21 protein-coding genes are annotated in these 23,510 nt (G+C 68.4%); 16 read left to right on the top strand and 5 right to left on the bottom strand.

The window, feature by feature from the left end:
- The first annotated feature begins 17 nt into the window (after window positions 1–17).
- The 8 genes from ACUSIJ_RS00915 to ACUSIJ_RS00880 all read left to right on the top strand — a co-directional run bounded on the left by ACUSIJ_RS00915 (window position 18) and on the right by ACUSIJ_RS00880 (window position 6,226).
- On the top strand, window positions 18–650 hold the full coding sequence (locus ACUSIJ_RS00915; RefSeq protein ID WP_449306462.1) for a nicotinate-nucleotide adenylyltransferase: 633 nt from the start codon (window positions 18–20) through the stop codon (window positions 648–650).
- 78 nt (window positions 651–728) lie between these two features.
- A complete protein-coding gene (gene rsfS, locus ACUSIJ_RS00910; RefSeq protein ID WP_449306461.1) occupies window positions 729–1,226 on the top strand; it encodes a ribosome silencing factor in 498 nt (165 codons plus the stop codon).
- 5 nt (window positions 1,227–1,231) lie between these two features.
- The gene (gene rlmH, locus ACUSIJ_RS00905) at window positions 1,232–1,711 is read left to right on the top strand and encodes a 23S rRNA (pseudouridine(1915)-N(3))-methyltransferase RlmH (RefSeq protein ID WP_449306460.1); all 480 of its coding nucleotides are present in this window, start codon (window positions 1,232–1,234) and stop codon (window positions 1,709–1,711) included.
- Window positions 1,712–1,923: 212 nt separating this feature from the next.
- Window positions 1,924–3,297 carry a murein hydrolase activator EnvC family protein gene (locus ACUSIJ_RS00900; RefSeq protein ID WP_449306459.1) on the top strand — a complete coding sequence of 458 codons (1,374 nt, stop codon included), beginning with the start codon at window positions 1,924–1,926 and terminating at the stop codon, window positions 3,295–3,297.
- Window positions 3,297–4,742 carry a S41 family peptidase gene (locus ACUSIJ_RS00895; RefSeq protein WP_449306458.1) on the top strand — a complete coding sequence of 482 codons (1,446 nt, stop codon included), beginning with the start codon at window positions 3,297–3,299 and terminating at the stop codon, window positions 4,740–4,742. The genes ACUSIJ_RS00900 and ACUSIJ_RS00895 overlap by 1 nt, the downstream gene beginning before the upstream one ends.
- 44 nt (window positions 4,743–4,786) lie before the next feature.
- On the top strand, window positions 4,787–5,347 hold the full coding sequence (locus ACUSIJ_RS00890; RefSeq protein ID WP_449306457.1) for an RNA pyrophosphohydrolase: 561 nt from the start codon (window positions 4,787–4,789) through the stop codon (window positions 5,345–5,347).
- 81 nt (window positions 5,348–5,428) lie between these two features.
- Window positions 5,429–5,746: a type II toxin-antitoxin system TacA family antitoxin gene (locus tag ACUSIJ_RS00885; RefSeq protein ID WP_449306456.1), complete on the top strand. Its 318-nt coding sequence runs from the start codon at window positions 5,429–5,431 to the stop codon at window positions 5,744–5,746.
- Window positions 5,747–6,037: 291 nt separating this feature from the next.
- A complete protein-coding gene (locus ACUSIJ_RS00880) occupies window positions 6,038–6,226 on the top strand; it encodes a hypothetical protein (protein WP_449306455.1) in 189 nt (62 codons plus the stop codon).
- A gap of 7 nt (window positions 6,227–6,233) precedes the next feature.
- Here the strand turns inward: ACUSIJ_RS00880 and ACUSIJ_RS00875 are convergent, their stop codons facing one another.
- Window positions 6,234–6,584 carry a hypothetical protein gene (locus ACUSIJ_RS00875; protein WP_449306454.1) on the bottom strand — a complete coding sequence of 117 codons (351 nt, stop codon included), beginning with the start codon at window positions 6,582–6,584 and terminating at the stop codon, window positions 6,234–6,236.
- Window positions 6,585–6,691: 107 nt separating this feature from the next.
- On the opposite strand from ACUSIJ_RS00875, the gene ACUSIJ_RS00870 reads away from it, so the two are divergent.
- From ACUSIJ_RS00870 to ACUSIJ_RS00860, 3 genes are all read left to right on the top strand, one after another.
- Window positions 6,692–7,039, top strand: a complete 348-nt coding sequence (locus ACUSIJ_RS00870) for a helix-turn-helix domain-containing protein (protein WP_449306453.1) — start codon at window positions 6,692–6,694, stop codon at window positions 7,037–7,039.
- Between the two features lie 87 nt (window positions 7,040–7,126).
- Window positions 7,127–7,420 (top strand): type II toxin-antitoxin system prevent-host-death family antitoxin, encoded by a 294-nt coding sequence (locus ACUSIJ_RS00865; RefSeq protein WP_449306452.1) that lies wholly within the window; start codon window positions 7,127–7,129, stop codon window positions 7,418–7,420.
- Window positions 7,421–7,429: 9 nt separating this feature from the next.
- Window positions 7,430–7,882, top strand: a complete 453-nt coding sequence (locus tag ACUSIJ_RS00860; RefSeq protein ID WP_449306451.1) for a hypothetical protein — start codon at window positions 7,430–7,432, stop codon at window positions 7,880–7,882.
- 140 nt (window positions 7,883–8,022) lie between these two features.
- Here the strand turns inward: ACUSIJ_RS00860 and ACUSIJ_RS00855 are convergent, their stop codons facing one another.
- Window positions 8,023–9,057 (bottom strand): aspartate-semialdehyde dehydrogenase, encoded by a 1,035-nt coding sequence (locus ACUSIJ_RS00855; protein WP_449306450.1) that lies wholly within the window; start codon window positions 9,055–9,057, stop codon window positions 8,023–8,025.
- 617 nt (window positions 9,058–9,674) lie between these two features.
- Here ACUSIJ_RS00855 and ACUSIJ_RS00850 point away from each other — a divergent pair.
- The 3 genes from ACUSIJ_RS00850 (at window position 9,675) to ACUSIJ_RS00840 (ending at window position 13,874) form a co-directional block, all read left to right on the top strand.
- Window positions 9,675–11,411, top strand: coding sequence for a heparinase II/III family protein (locus ACUSIJ_RS00850; protein ID WP_449306449.1), 1,737 nt, complete (start codon window positions 9,675–9,677; stop codon window positions 11,409–11,411).
- A gap of 249 nt (window positions 11,412–11,660) precedes the next feature.
- Window positions 11,661–13,331 (top strand): bifunctional phosphoribosylaminoimidazolecarboxamide formyltransferase/IMP cyclohydrolase, encoded by a 1,671-nt coding sequence (purH, locus tag ACUSIJ_RS00845; protein WP_449306448.1) that lies wholly within the window; start codon window positions 11,661–11,663, stop codon window positions 13,329–13,331.
- Window positions 13,332–13,388: 57 nt separating this feature from the next.
- On the top strand, window positions 13,389–13,874 hold the full coding sequence (locus ACUSIJ_RS00840) for a redoxin family protein (protein ID WP_449306447.1): 486 nt from the start codon (window positions 13,389–13,391) through the stop codon (window positions 13,872–13,874).
- A 10-nt stretch (window positions 13,875–13,884) separates the two neighbouring features.
- Here ACUSIJ_RS00840 and ACUSIJ_RS00835 read toward each other — a convergent pair whose 3' ends face one another.
- Entirely contained in the window at window positions 13,885–14,520 is a 636-nt protein-coding gene (locus tag ACUSIJ_RS00835; protein ID WP_449306446.1) for a ribonuclease HII, read from the bottom strand.
- Complete coding sequence (locus ACUSIJ_RS00830; RefSeq protein WP_449306668.1) at window positions 14,505–15,137, bottom strand: S24 family peptidase; 633 nt, start codon at window positions 15,135–15,137, stop codon at window positions 14,505–14,507. Before ACUSIJ_RS00830 ends, ACUSIJ_RS00835 begins: the two co-directional genes overlap by 16 nt.
- Window positions 15,138–15,533: 396 nt before the next feature.
- Between ACUSIJ_RS00830 and ACUSIJ_RS00825 the strand changes: the two genes are divergently transcribed.
- Window positions 15,534–16,616 carry a quinone-dependent dihydroorotate dehydrogenase gene (locus ACUSIJ_RS00825; protein ID WP_449306445.1) on the top strand — a complete coding sequence of 361 codons (1,083 nt, stop codon included), beginning with the start codon at window positions 15,534–15,536 and terminating at the stop codon, window positions 16,614–16,616.
- A 98-nt stretch (window positions 16,617–16,714) separates the two neighbouring features.
- Here ACUSIJ_RS00825 and pepN read toward each other — a convergent pair whose 3' ends face one another.
- Entirely contained in the window at window positions 16,715–19,354 is a 2,640-nt protein-coding gene (gene pepN / locus ACUSIJ_RS00820) for an aminopeptidase N (RefSeq protein WP_449306444.1), read from the bottom strand.
- Between the two features lie 447 nt (window positions 19,355–19,801).
- On the opposite strand from pepN, the gene ACUSIJ_RS00815 reads away from it, so the two are divergent.
- A complete protein-coding gene (locus tag ACUSIJ_RS00815) occupies window positions 19,802–23,500 on the top strand; it encodes an AsmA family protein (protein WP_449306443.1) in 3,699 nt (1,232 codons plus the stop codon).
- Window positions 23,501–23,510 lie beyond the last annotated feature (10 nt).

The following is a 23,510-nucleotide window of genomic DNA, read 5'->3' as shown; positions in this document are numbered from 1 at the left end:
GGTTTCGAGGCCGCGCGATGACGCGGCCCGTGCCTGTTCTGCCTCCGCACGCTCCGGGCCTGCGCATCGGCTTGTTCGGCGGTTCGTTCAATCCGCCCCACGCCGGCCACCGGCTGGCGAGCCTCATCGCGCTGAAGCGGCTGCAGCTCGACCGCGTGTGGTGGATCGTGACGCCCGGCAACCCGCTGAAGGACAATTCGGCCCTGCCGCCGCAGGCCGAGCGCATGGCGGCCGCGGCGGCGCTGGCTCACCATCCGCGCATCGACATCACCGGCTTCGAGGCCGAGATCGACACCCATTTCACCTACGACACCATCGCCTATCTCAAGCGGCGCTGCCCGCAGGTTCATTTCGTCTGGATCATGGGGGCCGACAACCTGAACGGCTTCCACCGCTGGCAGCGCTGGCGGGAGATCGCCGACCTCGTGCCGATCGCGATCATCGATCGCCCCGGCTCGACGCTGAGGGCGGCGCGCTCGCGGACGGCGACGGTGCTGGCGCGCCGCCGCCTCACCGAAACCGATGCCGGATTGCTGGCGTCCGCGCCGCGGCCGGCGTGGATCTTCCTGCACGGCCCGCGCTCGCCGCTGTCCTCCACCCAGATCCGCGATGCGCAGACCGTGCGGCACGATCCGGAGGGGGCCGGATAGCGCATGACAATGGAATTGTTCCATTTTCCTGCCCAAATCGGCTGTTTCGACAACGGCTGTCGTTGAAGCGTCGAAATTGTGCGACTATCTTCAGCAGAGGAGCGCAATGGGGCGCTCCGGCACCATAAGGGGCAGGCACTGAGCCAGTTATCGGAATACGGCGCACAGAAGGCGCCGGGCGCGCGGACGGGAGAGGACGCAACGCAGTCCGCGCAGGCACGAGCGGAAGCCGCCGTCATCCAGGCTGCGGGCATCGCACGCTTTCAGCTCGAGGAGATGAAAGCCGAGGACATCGTCGAGATCGATCTCGTCGGCCGGACGTCGATCGCCGACACCATGCTGGTCGCCTCCGGGCGGTCGGACAGACACGTGGGTGCCATCGCGGAAAAGGTGGTCACGGCGCTCAAGGAGGCCGGCTTCGGGCCCGTGCGCGTCGAGGGGTTGCCGACTTGCGACTGGGTGCTGATCGACGTGGGCGACATCATTGTCCACATTTTCCGGCCCGAGGTGCGCGGCTTCTACAATCTTGAGAAGATCTGGAGCCCGGATCGGCCCAAAGAGCAGCTCGTCGGCTGAGCGGCGTGCGCATTCTTGTCCTGTCCGTGGGGCGGCTGAAGGCCGGCCCCGAGAGGGCTCTGGTCGAGCGCTACGCCGAGCGCGCGGCACCGCTGGCGCGTACGCTCGGTTTCGGCGGCGTCGATATGGCGGAACTCGCCGAGAGCGGCGCCCGCAGTCCGGAGCAGCGCAAGGCGGAAGAGGGGCGGGCGCTGCTGGCGCGCTGCCTGCCGGGGCCTCTCGTGGTCTTCGACGAGCGCGGCGCAAGCTGCACCAGCGAGGATGTCGCCCACAGGTTTTCCGCCTGGCGGGACAACGGCGAGGCGGCGATCAATCTCGTCGTCGGCGGGCCGGACGGGCTCGATGCCGAGGTGCGCAAGGCGGCGGCGCTGGTGCTGTCGTTCGGGGCGATGACCATGCCTCACCAGATTGTGCGTGCGCTGGTGCTTGAGCAGGTATACCGTTGCCTGACGATTCTCGCAGGTCATCCCTACCATCGCGTTTGAGGGCCGGGTTATCCGGATCGGCTTTGGACGTGCCAGAAATTTGATGCGTTAACAAATGGTTAAAGAAAAATAGCGATTCAGGTTTCATTCATTTTGCGCTATAGAGCGTTTCATCGTTTCTCGGAAACGCTGAAACGCTCTCGCTCTTTGGTTCGACGCGTTTTCTTCACGCGAACCGGTGTCCACTTCGCTCGAAAACGCTACAGGCGCTGATGGCATTTGGTTTTCAGTTCACGGGGAATTTCAGGGCGTGCCGCCTCGCGGCGAGCGTCGCGCTGGTGGCGCTCGTCGCCACGGTGGACAGCGTGCGCGCGCAGGATGCGCCGCCGCCGGATCCCGCCCTGTCGCAGACCGAGGCCGACCGCGACCGGCGTCAGCAGGAGCTCAAGGCGGTCGAGGCCGATCTCACCGCCCGCGAGGAGCGGCGCAAGGCTCTGCGTGCGGAAATCGACGGCCTGAGCGCTGACCGGGCGGAGCTCAACCGCGTCCTCATCGAGACCACCGAGCGCATCGGCGCGGCGGAAGACCGCGTCACCGCCCTCGAACAGCGCCTCGCGACGCTCGACGGCAGCGAGCAGGCGATTCGCCGTTCGCTGGAGAGCCGCCGCGACATCATCGCCGAGGTGCTCGCCGCCCTGCAGCGCATGGGCCGCCATCCGCCGCCCGCCGTGCTCGTCGCGCCGGAGGACGTGCTGCTCGCGTTGCGCAGCGCCATCCTGCTCGGCGCGGTGGTGCCGGAATTGCGCGAGGAGGCCGAGGCGCTGGCCTCCGACCTCGCGGAGCTCGCGCGCCTGCGCAAGCAGATCGCCGCCGACCGCGAGGCGCTGAAGACCGACATCGCCACCCTGCAGGGCGAGCAGGAGCGGCTCGCGGCCCTCATCGAGGAGCGGCAGCGGCGCATCGGCGAGGTGGAGAAGATGGACGCCGGCGAAAGCGCGCGCGTGGCCGATCTCGCCAGCAAATCCGAAAGTCTCAAGGATTTGATCGGGCGGATGGAACGGGAGATCGCCGCCTCCCGCCGTGCCGCCACGGAGGCCGAGGCGGCCGCCCGCGCGCGAGAAAAGGCGGTCGAGGACCGGCTGGCGGCGGCCCCGCTCGGCGATCCGGCGCGGCTCGAACCCAAGGTGTCGTTCGCGAAGGCGCTGGGGTTGCTGCCGTTTCCGGTGCGCGGCGAGATCGTTCGCCGCTTCGGCGAGCCCGACGGATTCGGCAGCACGACGCAGGGCATCTCCGTCGCTGCGCGCGAGGAGGCGGTGATCTCCTCGCCCACCGATGGCTGGATCGTCTATTCTGGCCCGTTCCGATCCTTCGGACAACTCTTGATCATCAACGCCGGCGACGGATACTATGTGCTGCTGGCGGGAATGGAGCGTATCAACGTAGCATTGGGACAGTTCGTGCTCGCCGGCGAACCGGTAGCGTTGATGGGCAAGGCTTTACCATCCGGCGCGAATGCCTTCTCGGCAACCGCACTTGCGGGTGGCGCGAACGGTCCTATTCTATATGTTGAGTTTCGCAAGGACGGCGGTTCCATCGATCCGTCCCCATGGTGGGCGAAGACCAAAGGCGAAAAGGTTCGCGGATAATGCGCAAGTTCTCTCTGATTATGGTGGGTGCGGTGATCGGCGCTGGGGTGGCGATCGTGGGCACCCAGTCTCGGCTGCTGACGAGCACCAGCGCCGTCGCCGCCTCCGTCGACACCTACCGGCAGTTGACGTTCTTCGGCGACGTGTTCGACAAGGTGCGCAGCGACTATGTCGATACGCTGGACGAGAGGAAGCTCATCGAAGCGGCCGTCTCCGGCATGGTGTCGTCGCTCGATCCACACTCGGGCTACATGGACGCCAAGAGCCATCGCGACATGCAGGTGCAGACGCGCGGCTCCTTCAGCGGCCTCGGCCTGGAGGTCACGATGGAGGACGGGCTCGTCAAGGTGGTGAGCCCCATCGACGAGACCCCCGGCGCCCGCGCCGGCGTTCTGGCGAACGACCTCATCATCGCCATCGACGGCGAGCAGGTGCAGGGCTTGACCCTCGAACAGGCGGTCGAGAAGATGCGCGGGGCGGTCGGCTCCGAGGTGACGCTGCGGATCCAGCGCGCCGGCCGTACCGATCCGCTCGAGCTCACCCTCAAGCGCGACGTCATCCGCATCCGCTCGGTGCGCTTCGAGGTGAAGGACGATGTCGGCTATCTGCGCATCACCCAGTTCAACGAGCAGACCTTCGACAACCTCAACAACGCGGTCGAGCAGATCTTCAAGCAGGTTCCGGGCGACAAGCTGAAGGGCTTCATCGTCGACGTGCGCAACAACCCCGGCGGCGTGCTCGATCAGGCCGTGCTGGTGTCGGACGCGTTCCTGGAGCGGGGCGAGATCGTCTCCACCCGCGGGCGCAATCTCGACGAGGCGCAGCGCTTCAATGCCCGCGCCGGCGACATCAGCAAGGGCAAGCCGATCGTGGTGCTGATCAACGGCGGTTCGGCCTCGGCATCCGAGATCGTGGCGGGCGCGCTGCAGGATCACCAGCGCGCGACCCTGATCGGCACGCGCTCGTTCGGCAAGGGGTCGGTGCAGACCATCATCCCGCTCGGCCAGAACGGCGCGCTGCGTCTCACCACGGCGCGCTACTACACGCCGTCGGGCCGCTCGATCCAGGCCAAGGGCATCGACCCCGATTTCGTGGTCGAGGAAGTCATTCCCGACGAGCTCAAGGGCAAGGACCAGATCCAGGGCGAGGCCGGCCTGCGCGGCCACCTCAGGAACGGCGAGGAATCCTCGCAGGAGACGACCGCCGCCGGCGAGGGGAACAAGGAGGAGCCCAAGGGGTCTTCCGCCTACGTGCCCACCGATCCGGCCCAGGACACCCAGCTCAACGCCGCTCTCGACCTGCTGCGCGGCAATCCGAACCCCGCCCTTGTCAAGAAGGCGGCGGACAGTGAAACGGAAGCCGGCACGAAGACCGAATCCGCCGCCAATGTCACAGAACGGAAAGACGCGGACGCTAAGCCTTCCGACCAGAAGCCGGCCCGGTGAGCCGGCCGGCCGTGGTCTGGCCGATGCGCTGACGGGGCGGGGCGATGTCGCATAAGGACAAGGGGCGCGGCCAGAGAGACGCGGGCAAGGTGCGGGCGGACGATCTGCCGTACCGCGCCTGCGTGGGCGTGTTTCTGCTCAACGGTGCGGGCCGGGTGTTCATCGGCTCGCGCCGCAAGGACGACTACGACGAGGGCAGCCTGCCGCCGGACCACGTCTGGCAGATGCCGCAGGGCGGCGTCGACGACGGCGAGGATCTGCTGGAGGCGGCCCGGCGCGAGCTCTTCGAGGAAACCAACATCCGTTCGGTGGACCTGCTGGCCGAAACGCCGGACTGGCTGACCTACGACCTGCCCGGCGACCTGATCGGCGTCGCGCTCAAGGGCAAGTATCGCGGGCAGAAGCAGAAATGGTTCGCCCTGCGCTTCACCGGGGACGAGGCGGAAATCGACGTGCTCAATCCCGGCGGCGGCGCCTTCCCGCCCGAGTTCGACGCCTGGCGCTGGGAAGAGGCGTTGCGCCTGCCGGAACTGATCGTGCCCTTCAAGCGGCCGGTGTATGAGCAGGTGGTGGCGCAGTTCGAAGGGCTGACGCGCGGCGGTTGACGGGCGCGGTATCGCGGCATGGGTTGGAATGTGCTCCGTTTGTGAGTACATATGGTGCCGAAAGTAATTCGGGAGCCTGCCTTGGCGCCGATTTCGGGCCCAAGGAGCGAGCGGCTTCAGGTCCGCATTGATGCCGAGACAAAGAATCTGCTGCGGCGGGCTGCGCGCTGTCGCCATAAGACCGTCAGTCGGTTCTTGCTCGCGACCGCGGTGGCGGAGGCGGAAAAGGTCATTCGCGAGAACGAAACCGTTACCCTGTCCAGTCCGGACTGGGAGACGTTCTATGATGCCCTCATCGATCCTCCCGCGCCCAATGCCGCCTTGCGTGATGCGTTCGCGAAATACGAGCAGACGGCGGATGACCGCGGCCTCTGGGCCGTGGCTGATCGCCCCGCCTGACGGCAGTCGGCATGACCGGACAACTTTTTCGAGTGGTGCTCCCGAGCTCGATCAGTACATCCGGGAGCATGCGTCGCAGGGTGTGAAGCGCGGCGGTATTGCCCGCGTGTTCGTCGCGCTTCAGGGCGGGACGACGGTGTGCGGCTATTATAGCGTGAGCGCCGCGAGCTTTCAGCGCGATGATCTGCCCGCTGATCAGGCGAAGCGCCTGCCGCGCTATCCCGTGCCGGCTGCGCTGCTCGGGCGTCTGGTTGTCGAAGGCGCGGCGAAGGGCAGGGGGCTTGGCGCATCATGCTGCTGGATGCCCTGCATCGGGTGCTGCTTGCGAGCCAGACGATTGCCGTCCATGCGCTGATCGTCGATGCGCGCGATGAAACAGCAGCGGCCTTTTATCAAAAATACGGATTCATTCCTTTCGCGGCAAGCGGGTTGCGGCTGTTTCTGCCGATGGCCACGATACGCCGGCTCGTCAAGCTGTAAACAGCTCCTACGCATCGCGCGGAGACGACACGGCCTCGCGGCGCGGCCGCATGGCGACTTCCTCTCCATCGTAAAGCTCGATCTCGCCCCGCGCCCAGCGGCGCCGCAGGCGCCGGCGGATGCGCATCCAGACGCCTTGGGCGAGCCGGTCACCACGATACCAGGCATCCTGCTGGCGCGGGAATGCCTCATGTTCGGCATAGGGGCCGAAGGTCGCGAGCATCAGGTCGGTCATGGCCGCGATGCGGCGCATGGGGATCAGGTGCGGGCGGATGTGGAAATCCCAGAAGCCCTCCAGCAGCACGATGCCCGGCGGCGCCAGAGCAACGATCCAGATGGCGGTTTCTTCATATGTCATGCAACGAGTCACAATGTTACGAATGGCGACTATCGGCGTTTCGTAGTTAAATATAGCACCATAACGCCGATAGCAAGAAAGGTGTCGTTCAGGAACAAATTGTTCCTATGGAAATTCTCGGAACAAGGCTGAAAGAGCGGGCCGGGCAGCTTGGCATATCGAATGCAGAAGCCGCGCGCCGCTGTGGCCTCGATGAACGACGCTACGGTCATTATATCTCGGGAAGGCGGGAGCCCGATCTCGCCACCTTGGTGCGGATTGCGCGCACGCTTGGCACCACGCCGAACTGGCTGCTCGGTCTGTCGTTAGACGACAGCCCGGCCACGCTCCGCTCCGACTATACCGACCGGCTCGCATTCGTGGCGCAGGCTCTGCCCGAGAAGGAACTGGCGCTGCTGGTGACGCTGGCGGAGGCGCTGGCACGCCACACGAGCGAAGCAGGAGAAGGCGGCTGAAAGGCTGCGAGGAAAAAGCGGCATCCGGTAGCAAGGACCACACCTTAACATTTTTACGTAATTTACGGAAGATTTGAGGGTTGTTCCATGGCATCGCTTCCTGCGTCTGAAATTCAGAAGAACTTTGGCGAATGGCATGACCGGGCGCATGAGGGGCCGGTCGAAATCACGCGATACGGTCGCACCACCGCCTTCCTCGTTTCCGCACGCCTTTTCGAGGAGCTGTGGTCGTCGTACCGTCAGGCCCTGCCTGTTGAAGCTCTGAGCGAAGGCGATATCGCGCTGATCCGTAAATCCAGGGTCGCAACCGATCAGCCTTACGATCTCGGGGACATTCCCGACATTGAAGAGAATGAGAGGCCCTCCAAGCCTCGCACCTGAGGCTCGGTAGTGAAAATTCCCGCTGATCCCCCTGTCGGTCACCTGATCGCCTACGAATACCTATGGCACTCGAAGGAGCACGTCCGAGAGGACGGAGAGAAGGTCTATCCGATGGCTATCATTCTCGCCAAGCGGGACGTCGGACCGACTCCGCTCGCCTATGCCGTCGGCGTCTCCCACAAACCCCCACTGGATCACGAAAGGGCATTGGAGATCCCGCGCAAGCTGAAGCGTTGGCTGGGGCTCGACGAGGAACCCGCATGGGTTTACACGGACCAAGTCAACATCCTCGTCTGGCCAGGGCCGGATCCCAGGCCCGGAAATTGGCTCTCAAGCCTTCCATCCGCCCGCGACTCCTGCGTAGTCGGCCAATTGCCATCGAACTGGTTCGATACGGTGGTCGCCCACGTGGCAGAGAGCTACGCGCTGAAGAAGGTAAGGACCGTCAAGAGAGCGGGATAACGCGGCGCGCGGTCCGCCTTTTACCGCTTGGCCGGACCTGACGGGATGGCCGTCCGCGTTCAGGAAGCCGCCTCGTACCGCCTCAGCAAAAAGCGCCGTCACAGGGACGGCGCTTCCGCTGTTCGGGATCTCGGACCGAATCAGGCCGCCTGCGCACGCGGGCTGATGAGCTTGCGGTTGACCAGCACTTCCGCGATCTGCACCGCGTTCAGCGCTGCGCCCTTGCGCAGGTTGTCGGCTACCACCCAGAAGGAAAGGCCGTTGTCCACCGTCGGGTCCTCGCGGATGCGCGAGACATAGGTGGGATCCTCGCCGGCCGCCTCGTGGGGGGTGATGTAGCCGCCGTTCTCGCGCTTGTCGACGACGATGAGGCCCGGCGACTGGCGCAGGATCTCGCGCGCCTCGTCGGCCGTGATCGGCTTCTCGAACTCGACGTTGACCGCCTCCGAGTGGGAGATGAACACCGGCACGCGCACGGCGGTGGCGGTGAGCTTGATGGCCGGGTCGAGGATCTTCTTGGTCTCGGCCGTCATCTTCCACTCTTCCTTGGTGTAGCCGTCCTCCATGAACACGTCGATGTGGGGGATGACGTTGAAGGCGATGCGCTTGGTGAACTTTTCGGACTTCACCTCGCCGGTGGTGAACACGGACCGCGTCTGCGAGAACAGCTCGTCCATGGCCTCCTTGCCCGCGCCCGACACCGACTGATAGGTGGCGACGACCACGCGCCGGATGGTGGCGGCGTCGTGCAGGGGCTTGAGCGCGACGACGAGCTGGGCCGTGGAGCAATTGGGATTGGCGATGATGTTGCGCTTCGAGAAGCCGACGACCGCATCGGCGTTCACCTCGGGCACGATCAGCGGCACGTCGGCGTCGTAGCGCCAGGCGGAGGAGTTGTCGATGACCACGGCGCCCTGCGCGGCGATCTTCGGCGCCCACTCGCGCGCCACGTCGCCGCCCGCCGACATCAGCACGATATCGGTGTCGGAGAAGTCATAGGTGGCGAGATCCCGGGTCTTCAACGTCTTGTCGCCGAAGGAGACCTCCTGCCCGAGGCTGCGGCGCGAGGCGAGCGGCACGACCTCGCCCACGGGAAAGGCGCGCTCGGCCAGAATGTCGAGAATTTCACGGCCCACATTACCGGTGGCACCGACCACGGCGATCTTGAAGCCCATTGCGAGGTGTCTCCTGTTCGGTCTCTCCCGGATCGCGATGCCCCGGAGCGTCACTCCTTCAGGGCATCTTCCCTCTCTCGTGCCTGGGGGAGAGAGGTCCGGGAACGAGCGCAGGGGGTCAGCGTGTCGTCGACGTCGTTATCGTCGCGACTTCGATGATGGTTTTCGCTTTCTTGATAATGATGCGAGCCATCGCCTGTATCCGCCTGCCTGCCGGACTGAACGCGCCAATCGAGCATGCCGATTCGGCATGCCATCCGGGGGTGGCCTGAACACCGCCTCCCTGGCAGGGTATCTGCTACAGCGTGGAGAGGATTTGTCAAGCCGAATCTCCATCCGGGCGCGGCGGCGACAATATTCACAAGCTGCAACAGCCTTGTACGGTTCAGTTAACTTTTTTCGCCTAATGTCATATCTCGGGGCGCATGTGCGGGCGTGTGCGCTGGGGCCGCGGCCATGGAGCATGAACCGGACCGCAGCCCTATCCATTTGTTAACGCATCAAATTTTTCGGAAAGTGCGCACGCTTTTCGGTTTGGTGCTATGGGTGGATCGCCGCAGCCGGCAGGCGCTCGCCTGCCCGGGTGGTGTCGTGCATGGAAGGGGCTATTCGAGGCCGTGAGTGCGGATCAACAGCGTTGGCGGCTCTATGGCCTCGGGCTCGCGCAGGCGGGGCGCCGGCTCCTCGGCTGTGTCGGCTCCATCCTCAGCGTGCTGGCCATGCTGCGCCGCCGCTCTCCCGAGCGCGTCGTCATCGCGCCGCAGGACCTGCGCACGGCCGATCCCACCGAGGCGTCCGATATCTATGCCGGCTATTTCTCGCTCGCCGGGCAGAGCGTCGACTGCCGCGGCCGCTCGCCCTTCGAGGTCATCCCGCCGTCGGAGGCATGGGCGAGGGCGCTGGCGAGCTTCACCTGGCTGCGGCATCTCGGCGCGGCCGATTCCGCGCTTGCGCGGGCGAACGCGCGCGCCCTCGTCGACGATTTCCTGATCGCGAAGCTCGACCGCCACGGCATCGCCGTGCGCCCGGAGGTCGCGGCGCGCCGCCTGCTCGCCTTCCTCAGCCAGTCGCCGCTGGTGCTGGAGGGGGCGGACCACGCCTTCTATCGCCGCTTCATGCGCGCGCTCTCGCGCGGCGTCCGGCAGCTTTCGGGCCGGGTCGCCGGCGATCTCGAGGGCGAGAACCGGCTTCTGGCGCTCATCGCGCTGGCCATGGCCGGCCTGTGCCTCGACAATCTCGGGCGCCTGCAGCGCAACGCCACCCGGCAGCTTGGCGAGGAACTGGCGCGCCAGATCCTGCCGGACGGCGGCCACATCAGCCGCAATCCCCAGGTGGTGGTGATGCTGCTGACGGAGCTGCTGCCGCTGCGGCAGGTCTATGCCGCGCGCGGGGTGTCGCCGCCGCCGCAACTGCTCGGCGCCATCGATCGCATGATGCCGATGCTGCGCATGTTCCGCCACGGCGAGGGGTCGCTGGCGCTGTTCAACGGCATGGGCCGTACCCAGGTCGATCTGATCGCGACGCTGCTCGCCTACGACGACACGCGCTCGCGCGCCATCCAGCATGCGCCGCATTCCGGCTACGAGCGGCTTTCGGCGGGCGACCTGCTGCTCATTGCCGATGTGGGCCCGCCGCCGCCGCCCGCGTATTCCGGCCGGGCGCATGCGGGATGCCTGTCGTTCGAGCTCAGCGTCGGCCGCTCGCGCCTGATCGTCAACTGCGGCACGCCGCGCACCGGCAGCGCCATCCCGCCGCTGGCGGCGCGCTCCACCGCCGCCCACAGCACCGTCACCGTCGGCGAGGCGTCGTCGTGCCTGTTCGCCGGGGCGGGGGGTGGCACGTCGCTGCTGGGGCGTTTCGACCGCCGGCTCGGCCGCTGGCTCGGCACGCCCATCATCGGCGGTGTCGAGAACGTCGAGGTCACGCGCGGATCACCCGACGCCATCGTGCAGACGCTGGGAGGCGCGCACGACGGCTATCGCAGGCGCTTCGGCTTCATCCACCAGCGCCGCCTGCGGCTTGACGGCGAGCGGGGTGTGCTCGACGGCGAGGACGCCTTCATCGCCGTCGACACCCCGCCCGAGGGCCTGCCGGCGGTGGTGCGGTTCCATCTGCATCCGCTTGTGCGCACCGGCCACACCAGCGACGGATACCGCGTGCTGCTGCTGTTGCCGGACGGACAGGGATGGTCGTTCGAGGCCGAGCACGGCGAGGTGTCGGTCGAGGAAAGCGTGTTCCTGTCCGCTCCCGACGGCGCGCGCCGGGGCGAGCAGATCGTGGTGCGGGTCGATCCCACCGAGGTGCGGCTGCTGCGCTGGCGCTTCTCGCGGCTGGAGGGTTTCACCGCTGCATGAAAACAGCGAACCTTTCCGCTTCTTTCTTGTGAGCGCATTCTGATCGGGCGAATGGAATCATGGGATCGGAAAGCGCCCCCGCAGGTCTGTTCGGTCCTCCCCGCCACGGCCGATACCGGGGGGCATTTCGGTTTTCGGGCCGTTTTTTCGTTTTCGTGCCCCGCAAAATCGGCTAGGCACGCGCTGGAGCGGATTCCTGTCCCGCGTATGGGCACAGTCCGCATGATGACCCTGAAACGGGAACCGGCCATGTCGCGTGATGCCAACTCCAACAATGCGAACTCCAACGATGTGACGTCTTTCCGGCCGAAGGGGCCGGACGCCTCGCCGCCCGGCGACCGCAAGAGGGTGACGCGGGCGCTGCTGTCGGTGTCGGACAAGTCCGGCCTGATCGGCTTCGCCTCGGCGCTTGCCCAGCGGGGCATCGAGCTCGTCTCGACCGGGGGCACGCACAAGGCGCTGATCGAGGCGGGGCTTGCGGCGAAGGACGTTTCCGAGGTCACGCAGTTCCCCGAGATGATGGACGGGCGTGTGAAGACGCTGCATCCGGCCATCCACGGCGGCGTACTGGCGGTGCGGGCCAATCCCGAGCATCAGGCGGCGATGCTGGCGCACGGCATCGCGCCCATCGACCTCGTGGTGGTCAACCTCTATCCCTTCGAGGCGACGGTGGCGCGCGGCGGGTCGTTCGACGACTGCATCGAGAACATCGACATCGGCGGCCCGGCGATGATCCGGGCCGCGGCCAAGAACCACGCCGACGTGGCGGTCGTCGTCGATCCCGAGGACTATGCCGCGCTGCTGGCCGAGCTCGAGGCCCATGACGGCGCCACCACGTCGGCGCTGCGCAAGCGCCTGGCGCAGAAGGCCTACGGGCGCACCGCCGCCTATGACGCGGCGGTGTCCAACTGGTTCGCCGCAGCGGAAGGAATCGAGACGCCCGTGTTCCGCGCCATCGGCGGCAAGCGCGGCCTCGATCTGCGCTATGGCGAGAACCCGCACCAGACGGCCGCCTTCTACGCCACCGCGGACACGCGGCCGGGGGTGGCGACGGCGCGCCAGCTTCAGGGCAAGCAGCTCTCCTACAACAATCTCAACGACACCGATGCCGCCTTCGAGGCGGTGGCGGAGTTCGACCCCGCACGCACGGCGGCGGTGGTGATCGTCAAGCACGCCAACCCGTGCGGCGTCGCCGAGGGCGCGACGCTGGCCGAGGCCTACGACAAGGCGCTGCGCTGCGACCCGGTATCGGCCTTCGGCGGCATCGTCGCGCTCAACCGCACGCTCGACGCCGAGGCGGCGCGCCGCATCGTGGGCATCTTCACCGAGGTGATCATCGCCCCCGACGCCAGCGAGGAGGCCATCGCCATCGTGGCGGAAAAGAAGAACCTGCGGCTGCTGGTGGCCGGCGGGCTGCCCGATCCGCGCGGTCCCGGACAGACGGTGCGCACGGTCGCGGGCGGCTTCCTCGTGCAGGGGCGGGACAATGCCGTCGTCGAGGACATGGACCTGCGGGTGGTCACGCGCCGCGCGCCGACGGACGCGGAACTCGCCGATCTGCGATTCGCGTTCCGCGTCGCCAAGCACGTGAAGTCGAATGCCATCGTCTACGCGCGCGAGGGGGCCACGGTCGGCATCGGCGCGGGCCAGATGAGCCGCGTCGATTCCTCGCGCATCGCCGCCTGGAAGGCCCGGGAAGCCGCGACCGCGGCGGGCAGCGCGGAGAGCTTCGCCAGGGGCGCGGTCGTGGCTTCGGACGCGTTCTTCCCCTTCGCCGACGGGTTGCTCGCGGCGGCGGCGGCGGGCGCCACGGCGGTGATCCAGCCCGGCGGCTCCATCCGCGACGACGAGGTCATCCGTGCCGCCGACGAGGCGGGCCTTGCGATGGTGTTCACGGGATACCGCCACTTCCGCCATTGAAACATGGCGACGGCGGGTGATATCGTACCCCCACTGGAACAATCAGGGACTATGAAGATGACCATTGCCGTCGGGGATCGTTTGCCTCAGACCACTTTTCGCGTGACCACCGCAGACGGGCCGACCCCGCGCACCACGGACGACATCTTCAAAGGCAGGCGGGTGCTGCTGGTGGGGGTTCCGGGCGCATTCACCCCGACGTGTCACCGCAACCACGCGCCCGGCTTCGTCACCAACGTCGACGCCTTCAAGGCGAAGGGCATCGATGCCGTCGCCATCACCAGCGTCAACGACGTGTTCGTGCTCGACGCCTGGGCGAAGGCGCTCGGCGCGGAGGGCAAGGTGGAGTTCCTGTCGGACGGCAACGCGGAATTCGCCCGTGCCACCGGCCTGCTGTTCGACGGTTCGGGGTTCGGCCTCGGCCCGCGCTCGCAGCGCTATGCGCTGGTGGCGAACGACGGCGTGGTCGAGTCGCTGTATATCGAGGAAGCGGCGGGACAGGTGCAGGTCGCCAGCGCCGAAAACATTCTCGACAATCTGTAACCGGGGCCTGCTATCGCGTCTTCAGCGGCGCGAAGCTGAGCCGGTGGAACGGGCAGGGGCCGGTCTGCGCGAGCGCGCTCTTGTGGGCCGGCGTCGGATAGCCGACATGGCTGGCGAAGCCGTAGGCCGGATAGTCGAGCCCCAGGCGGCGCATGATCCGGTCCCGGGTGACCTTGGCGACGATGGACGCGGCCGCGATCGAGGCGATGAGGGCGTCGCCCCCCACGACGGTCTCCACCGGGCAGGACAGCGGCGGCGGATCGTTGCCGTCGACGAGCGCGATCATCCGGTGAGCCGGAAGGCCAGCCGGGGCCGGCAGGGCGGCGAAGGCGCGGACCATGGCGGCAAGCGTCGCCTGGCGGATGTTGATGCGGTCGATCTCTGCCGCCGGCACGCTGGCGATGCCGATATGGGCGCTCAGCACGATCTCTTCGAACAGCTCCTCGCGCCGGCGTTCGGGGAGGATCTTGGAATCGCCGAGGCCCAAGGGCAGGGCGCGCGGATCGAGCACCACGGCGGCCGCGACGACCGGGCCGGCGATGGGGCCGCGCCCCACCTCGTCGATGCCCGCGATCCACACATAGCCCTCGCCGGCCAACGCCAGCTCGCGTTCGAAGGAGGCCGCGATCCTCACTGGCTCGCCCATACGATACGGGCCATCCAGGCGATGTCCTGCTCCGCCAGCACCCGGTCCTCGTGCTCGGGGTTGAGCGAGCGCAGCTCCACGGTCTTCGCGGTGCGGCGCTTGAGTTCCTTGGCGAGAACCTCGCCCTGGGCGGTGCGCACCACCACCCGGTCGCCGCGGCGCAGGGTCGCGGTGGGGGAGACGATGATGATGTCGCCGTCGCGGTAGATCGGCAGCATCGAATCGCCGGTGATCTCGAGCGCGAACACCTTGTCCTCGCCCATGTCCGGAAAGGCGACCTCGTCCCAGCTGCCACCGACCGGAAAGCCGCCGTCGTCGAAGAAGCCGCCCTTGCCCGCCTGCGCGAAGCCGATCAGCGGCAGGTTGCGCGCGGGCCTGTACTTGCCGTGCCGGGCGACGAGCGCCATGAATTCGTCGAGCGAGGCGCCGGTCGCCTCCAGCACCTTGGCGATGGATTCCGTCGAGGGCCAGCGCGGCCGCCCGTCCGGCGCCAGGCGCTTCGAGCGGTTGAAGGTCGTGGGATCGAGCCCCGCCTTGCGGGCAAGCCCCGATGGCGACAGCCCGCTGCGCGCCGCGAAGGCGTCGAGAGCCGACCAGATCTGGTCATGAGACAGCATCATATACGCCTCGCTCCATCCATGCCCCCGCTCCATTCCCGTCTCGTTCCCGGCAAGGCGTCACTGCCCGGCGCGGTGGCGCTTCCCCGCGACAGCCGCCGCCCTGAATGTGTTCGGGCAGAACGACATCGGAAAACACGCTCCCATCCCGCAACACCATATTAGGATGATTTTCTTAATACAGGACATATTTCATTTCATTGGTATGCGCAACGCATTCCCTGCAAGATAAACTGCCATAGCGGGGCTTCATATTTCATATTACGCGGTTCACGGTCCGTATATCCCGCCGCGCACGCCGTTTCGGGCGCGCGGCTTGTTTTTGCCGCAGGTCCGGATCATACAGGGGCGGGCGCGTATCGCCGCGCCGGACGCTTTTTCGAGGGAGATTGCCAGATGCGGGGTTTGGAGAGGCTCGTGCGGCCCATCCTGTTCGCGCTCGACGCGGAGACGGCGCATCGGCTGACGATCCGTGCCCTCGCTGTGGCGCGGTTGCCGGTGCCCGCGCCCGACGATCCGGTGCTGCACGTCGAGGCGTTCGGGCTGCGCTTCCCCAATCCGGTCGGCCTCGCCGCCGGCTTCGACAAGAACGCGGAAGCGCCCGACGCGATCCTCACGGCCGGTTTCGGCTTCGTGGAGGTGGGCACGGTGACGCCGCGCCCGCAGCCGGGCAATCCGCGCCCGCGCATCTTCCGGCTGGTCCGCGACGAGGCGGTGATCAACCGTCTCGGCTTCAACAATGAAGGCCACGCGGCGGCGCTGAAGCGGCTCCAGGGCCGGGCAGGGCGGCCGGGTATCGTCGGCGTCAATATCGGCGCCAACAAGGATTCGACCGACCGTGCCGCCGACTACGTGGCCGGCATCCGGGCTTTCGCGGCTGTCGCGAGCTATTTCACCCTCAACGTGTCGTCGCCCAACACGCCCGGCCTGCGCGACCTGCAGCAGGAGGCGGCGCTCGACGATCTGATCGCCCGCGCCATCGCGGCCCGCGACGAGGCGTCCCGCGACCATCCGCGCCGGCCGCTGCTGCTCAAGATCGCCCCCGACGTGACGGAGGAGGAACTCGACGCCATCGTGACGGTGGCGCGCCGGCGCGGCATCGACGGCCTCATCGTCTCGAACACCACTGTCAGCCGGCCGCGCCTCATCGACGTGCGCTATGCCGGCGAGGCCGGGGGGCTTTCCGGCCGGCCGCTGTTCCCGCTCGCGACACGGGTGCTGGCGCAGGCCTGTCTGCGCGTCGAGGGGGCGTTCCCGATCGTGGGCGTCGGCGGGATTGATTCCGCCGAGGCGGCCTGGACCAAGATCCGCGCCGGGGCGACGCTGGTGCAGCTCTACTCGGCGCTGGTCTACAAGGGGCCGGGCCTCGTCGGCGAGATCAAGAGCGGCCTCCTCGAAAGGCTCCAGCGCGAAAACGTCGCACTCGCTGACGTCGTCGGCAGGGACGCCGCGGCCATCGCCGCGGAGCCTGCGACGTGAAGGGCCGGCCTGTTCTCATCCACATTATCTGGAAATCGGCATAACCGTCTGTCATGACATGAAAAGAGCGGAGCATCGGCCCCGCTCCGCGATGTCGTCTACGCCAGCGACCGGCCGACGATATCCGCCACGTCCGCCGACAGCGGTGTGATGGCGGCGATGCGCTTGAGCGCCGCTTCCGCGTGGGTCCTGCGGCCGGGCTCCAGTATCTTCCAGGTGCGGAAGGCGGTGGCGAGGCGCGAGGCGAGCTGCGGATTGGTCTTGTCGAGACCGATGATGATGTCGGTGAGGAAGGCGAAGCCCTCGCCGTCGGCGCGCGCGAACTGGGTGGGGTTGGCCATGGCGAGGCTGCCGATGAGCGCCCGGGTGCGGTTGGGGTTCGACAGCGAGAACGCCGGATGCGCCATCAGGCCGCGCACGCGGTCGAGCGTCTCCGGCTCCGCGATCGTCGCCTGCAGCGAAAACCACTTGTCGAGCACGAGGGGATCCTCCGCATAGCGCGCGGCGAAGGCGGCGAAGGCGGCCTCGCGCGCCGCGCCGGGAACCTGCGACAGCGTGGCGAGCGCACTGATGCGGTCCGTCATGTTGTTGGCGGCCTCGAACTGCGCCCGCGCCAGCGCCTCGCCGCGCGCCCCGTCCCCCGCCGTCAGCAGGTCGAGGGCGGCGTTGCGCAGCGCGCGCCGCCCCGCCTCTCCGGCGTCCGGGCTATAGGGCGCGTCGCTGGCGAGCTTTTCGTATAGCCCGGCGAGCCTGTCCGCCAGCGCCTGCCCCAGCGTCTGCCGGACGGCCTTGCGGGCGGTGTGGATGGCGTCCGGGTCGATATCGCTGCCGATCTCGCGGGCGATGTCGGCCTCGCCCGGCAGCGCCAGCACCTGGGCGGCGAAGGCTGGGTCCTGCGGCGCGCGGGAGTCGAGGAAGGCACTGAGCGCCCGCGCGAGGCTTTCCGGCGCTTCAGGCGCGCGGCCGGCGCGCACGTCTGCGACGGTGCGCAGGATGATGCGGGTCGCGACCGTCTGCGCCGCCTGCCACTGGTTGAAGGCGTCCGTATCGTGGGCGAAGAGCAGCAGCAGATCCTCGTCCGCGAGATCCGCGTCGAGGATGACCGGCGCCGAAAAGCCCCGCAGCAGCGAGGGCGTGGGCGGCCTGTCGACATTGGCGAAGGTGACGGTTTTTTCCGCCCCGTCCAGCACCAGCACGCCGTTTCGGACCGAGCCGTCGGCGGTGTCGAGCGCGATCTCCCGGCCGTCGTCACCGATGAGGCCGAGCGCGACCGGGATCACCATGGGACTTTTTTCCGGCTGGCCAGGGGTGGGCGCCGTCGTCTGGGCGAGCGTCAGCCGGTAGGTGCGGGCATCTGCGTCATAGGCGCCGCGCGCGCTCACGCGCGGGGTGCCCGCCTGCTCGTACCATTGCGAGAAGGCGGCAAGATCCTGCCCGCTCGCGTCCGCGAAGCAGGCGACGAACTCCTCGATGGTGGCGGCTGTGCCGTCGTGGCGGTCGAAGTAGAGATCGATGCCGCGGCGGAAGTCCTGCGCGCCGACAAGGGTTTTCAGCACCCTTATCAGCTCCGCGCCCTTCTCGTAGACGGTGGCGGTGTAGAAGTTGTTGATCTCCCTGTAGGCGCGCGGGCGCACCGGATGGGCGAGCGGGCCGCCATCCTCCGGAAACTGGGCCGAGCGCAGCACGCGCACGTCGGCGATGCGCTTCACCGGGCGCGAGCGGGCGTCGGAGGAGAACTCCTGATCGCGGAACACGGTGAGCCCTTCCTTGAGGCAGAGCTGGAACCAGTCGCGGCAGGTAATGCGGTTGCCGGTCCAGTTGTGGAAGTATTCGTGCGCGATGACCGCCTCGATATTGGCATAGTCGCCGTCGGTGACGGTGTCTTCGCTCGCCAGCACGTATTTGTCGTTGAAGATGTTGAGGCCCTTGTTCTCCATCGCGCCCATGTTGAAGTCCGACACGGCGACGATGTTGAACACGTCCAGGTCGTACTCGCGGCCGAACACCTCCTCGTCCCAGCGCATGGAGCGCTTGAGCGCATCGAGCGCGTAAGCCGCGCGCTCGCGCTTGCCGCGCTCGACGTGGACGGCAACCGTCACCTCGCGGCCGCTCGCGGTGGTGAACACGTCCTCGATCTTGTCGAGATCGCCGCCCACCACGGCGAAAAGGTAGCTCGGCTTGGGGAAGGGGTCGTGCCACACGGCGAAGTGTCGTCCGCCTTCGAGCGTGCCGGTCTCGACGGGGTTGCCGTTGCCGAGCAGCAGCGGCGTGTCGGCATCGGCCTCGATTCGCGTGGTGTAGACGGAGAGCACGTCGGGGCGGTCGAGGAAATAGGTGATGCGGCGGAAGCCGTCCGCCTCGCACTGCGTGCAATAGACCCCGTTCGAGCGGTAGAGCCCCATCAGCTTGGTGTTTGCCGTCGGATCGACGGCCGTTTCCACCGTCAGCGTGAAGGGGCGCTGCGGCGGCGCGGCGACGACGAGGCCGTCGGGCGCCGCCGTGTAGGCGCCGGCGGCGAGCGGCGCGTCGTCGAGGCGGATCGAAACGAGCTTCAGCTCGTCGCCGTCGAGCGCGAGCGGCGCACCCGGCCGGCCGGCGGGATTGGGGCGTAGCGACAGGCGGGAGACGATACGGGTATCGGTCGGATGCAGCCTGAAGGTAAGATCGACGGTGTCGATCAGGTAGTCGGTCGGCCGGTAGTCTTCGAGACGGATGAGGGGGGCGTTCTCGGCACGCATGCAATCGGACTCCACGGGAACAGGCTTGACGCGATCGGGGCGGGCGGCGGGATGGCCGGCGGCGCCGTTTCCGTCGCTGATAGGGGCCATGGTGGCGCGGCGGCAGCCCCATTGCAACGACCGCCGGTGGATGGCTGCCATTCGGCGAATGGGCCGGCCTACCGCGACGTAACGGATTCGTGCGCGCGCGAGAGCCGAAACTGTGGCCCTGTCGCAGCAAAGGCATTGCCCCGGAGCGTGCGCATGCATAAACATCGACAGGACGATTTCCGGCGGGCGGAACGCCGTCCGGACCGGATTGGCCGGCGGGCTGCTGATCTCCCGTCTCCAGAGCGAGATGATTTTTCATTGAAAAGCCATCCGCTCCGCTGCTTTGTTTGCGCATAATCTTTTTCAAAAGTGGTATCCACTTTTCGGGATCATGCTCTAACGATAGGTCGGCTAAGGGTGCGCGATCTGTTCAGTGTTGTCGCGGTGTTGCTCGTTGCCGTGCTGTGCGCGGCGCTGGCGGTGCCCTATTTCGTCGACTGGCAATACCGGCGGGCAGATGTCGAGGCGGCGCTGGGCCGGGCCTTCGGCGTCGACATTCATACCGAAGGGGCGATCACCGTCCGGCTGTTGCCCACGCCGCGCCTCGAGCTGGAGCGGATCACGGTGGGCGGTGAAGCGCCCTTCCTGACCGCCGAGGGGCTGAACGTGGCGCTGGAAGCGCCGCCGCTCATGAGCGGCCGCATCGAGGTGACCAGCGCCCGGCTCGTGCGTCCCGAACTGCGAATCGCCCTCGACGAACACGGCGCGCTGCGCCTGCCGGCGCAGGTCGGCGCGCCGCTCTCGGGAATCGAATCCGCCGGCGTCGCGCGGCTTGAGGTCGAGCAGGGAACCATCCGCATCATGGGAGCGGCGGAGGGCGCTGCGGCGGAACACGTCATCGGCCCCGTCAACGCCACGGCGAGCGCGCCCGCCCTTCTCGGCCCGTGGCGCGTCGACGGCCATTACGGCCCGTACACCGTGTATGCCGCCACCGGCACGCCGAGCGCGGACGGGCGTCTGCGGCTGAAGCTGCGCGCCTCCGACGCGGACATCGGCGCGCAGGCGGACTTCGACGGCCATCTGCAGCCGGGCGATCGGCCGGGCGTCGCCGGGCGCCTGGCGCTCTCCCTGCCGCTGCCACGGCCCGCCGGCGCGGACCCGGACCGCCTCACCGCCACGGCGGATATCGCCAGCGAGGGATGGCGCTTTGCCGCCTCCAATCTCGAAATCCGCTCCGGCGAGGGGGCCGGTGCAGTGGTGCTCAACGGCGAGGGCGCCTTTGACGCGGGCGTGCTGCGGGATGGCGGACTGCCGCGCGTGGCGCTCGATCTCGACAGCCGGCGGATCGACATCCGCCCGTTCGTGGCGGCGTGGACGCAGGGAGACGACGCCTTGTCCGGAGCGGCGGAACGCCTGCTCGGCGGCCTGCCGGTCGATCTGTCCCTCGCTGTGGGCAGTGTGGCCTACGCGGGCGAGGAGTTCGGCCCCGCCTCGGCTGTGCTGCGGACCGAACTTCGCCCGGCGGGCATGAGCGTGTCGCTGCCGCGCGTCGATCTCGCGCTGCCGGGCGGCGGCAGGCTGGAGGTGGTCGACGGCACGTTCGGCTCCGGATCGGGCTTCGTCGGAACGGTCGGCTTCACCGCCGGGGACGTCGGCAGGCTCGCCAACGCGGTGAAGGACGCGGCCGCGAACGCCGCGACGGTGGACGAGCTCGGCCTGATGATGCGTTTCAGCCAGACCCTGCGGTACTGGCCGGGGCTCGTGCTGCGCGGCCATGTCGAGGTCTCGCCGGCGGGCGTCGCCGTGCGCGCTCTCGACGTATCGGCGGGCGAGAGCGCGCTGTCGGGCGACCTGCTCTACACCCATGCCGCGGAAGGGGGACGGGCGCGCGCCGATGCGCGGCTCGCCCTGCAGGGCGTTGATCTCGCGGCGCTGCCGAAGCTCGATCCGACGGCGGTCATCGACAGCGGCGTGGATCTGGATATCGAGCTGGAGGCGCGGCGGCTGCGCTTCGGCACGGTACCCGCCTCCGACGGGCGGCGGATGGCGGCGCGCTTCTCGACATCGGCGGACGGGGTGACGATCGAGCGGTTCGAGCTGAAGGACCCCGACGGCGCGCGGCTTGCGGCTTCCGGCCATATCGGCGAGGAGGGCGGGCGCATCGCCGCCACCATGGAGGCGGAGAATCCCGCGGCATTGCTCGCGTTCTATCGGCCGTTCCTGCCCGCCCGCTGGGGGGAAGCATTTGAGCGCGCGGCGCCCGCGATCGGCCCGCTGAACCTCGAGGCGACGGTCGCGCGCCCCGGCGCCGGCAGCCCGCTCGTCGCGGTGGTGAAGGGCCGCGCCGCCCGCACGGACGTCGAGGGGCGGATCGTCAGCGATCCGGGCGGCGATGCGGGCGACCGCGCCGTCATCGATCTGCGGCTCGCCTCGCCCGACGCCGGCGGTCTGCTGCGGCAGCTCGGACTCGCGGAGCACGGCGGCCCGCCGCCCGCAGCCATGGCCGGCGAACTCGCCATTGCCGCACGGGGCAATTCGTTCGCGCAGCTCGACGGGCGCGCCAGCCTGTCCGCGGGCACGAGCCGTCTGACGCTCGACGGGCGATGGCGCACCGACGCGAGCGGCGCGTCGTTGTCCGGCCCGCTGCAACTGGAAACCGGGGACGCGGGCGCGCTCGCGGCGCTGCTGCGCCGGCCGCTGCCCGCGACGGAAGGGCCGGTCGCCGCCTCGCTCGGTGGCGCGCTGCAATGGCGGCCGGATGCCCTTGCCGTCGAGAACCTCAAGGGCACCGTGGCGGGCAGCCCGGTGGCGGGGCGGCTGTCGCTGGCGGGCGACGGCCTTCAGGGCGAGATCGCGCTGGAGCAGCTCGCGCTCGCCGACGTGCTGGCGCTCTGGCTCGGCCCCGGGGCGCGGCCGCAGGCGGGGCAGATCTGGTCCTCACAGCGGCTGGGCACGGCCGCGCCGACGCTCACCGGTTCGCTCGGACTGAAGGCGAGGCATCTCGCCGTCACCTCGGCGCTGGCGCTCACGGACGCGTCCCTGCGGGTCGACGTCTCGCCCGAGGCCCTGACGGTGGCGGTCGCCGACACCGGCGTGGAAGGGGGCGGGCGGGCGCAGGGCGAGATCGTGCTGCAGCGCCTCGGCGCGCAGGTCAACCTGCGCGGCAGTGTCGCGCTGCGGCAAGTGGCGCTCCAGACGGCGCTGCAAAGGGCGCTTCCGGCGCTGACGCAGGAGCGGATCGCCGGCGAGGCGGCGGGCCAGCTCGAATTCGGCGCCTCCGCCGAGAGCGTGGCCGGGCTGGTCGGCAATCTGGCCGGCGGCGGCGAACTGCGCATCACCGGTTCCGCCGTGCCGCGTTTCGACGCCAGCGCGCTGGAGCGCACGCTCGTGGCCCTCGTCGACAGCGCGACGGTGGATGTCGACACCATGCAGGTGGCCGCGCATCTGGCCGAAGAGCTCGACAAGGGCGCCTGGCCGATCGGGGAGCTTGCCGCGCCCCTGACCCTGGCGAGCGGCACGTTGCGTTTCGGCCCCCTGGCGCTCGAAGCCGGCGGGGCGCGGGCCGGGCTGAGCGGCAGCTTCGACCTCACCGGCCTGACGCTCGACGCCCGCGCCCACCTTTCCGGCGTGGCCGTTCCCGAGGGCTGGAGCGGCGCGTCGCCGCAGGCGGTCGTCGTCTGGCGCGGGCCGCTCGATGCCCTGGAGCGCCGGGTCGAGGCCGGCAGCGTCGCCAACGGTCTTGCCGCCATCGGCCTCACCCGCGAGCTCGACCGCATCGAGCGGATGGAGGCGGAGGCGCGGGAGCGCGTCGAGAAGGCGCGTCGCGAGCGGGAGGAGCGGGCGCGGCGGGAAGAACAGAGACGGGAGGAGGAAAGGCGGGAGAAGGAACGGCAGGAGAGGGCACGGCAGCAGCAGGAGGAGGAAAGACAGCGCGCCGAGGCCGAGCGGGCGCGTCTGGAGGCATTGGCGGCCCAGGCAGTCGAAAACCTGGCCGAAAACCCGGCCGAAAACGCGGCTGAAGACACGGACGGGCCGGATACCGGCGCGCCTTCCCCTCCCGCGCCGACCATCCCCGCTCCCCTCGACATTCGCCCCGACGTCCGGAGCCCGCAGTGAGTGCGGCGGA

This window comes from Pseudochelatococcus sp. B33 (assembly GCF_053570585.1).
The sequence above is the reverse complement of the archived record's forward strand: the minus strand, read 5'-3'. Positions and strand labels throughout refer to the sequence as shown.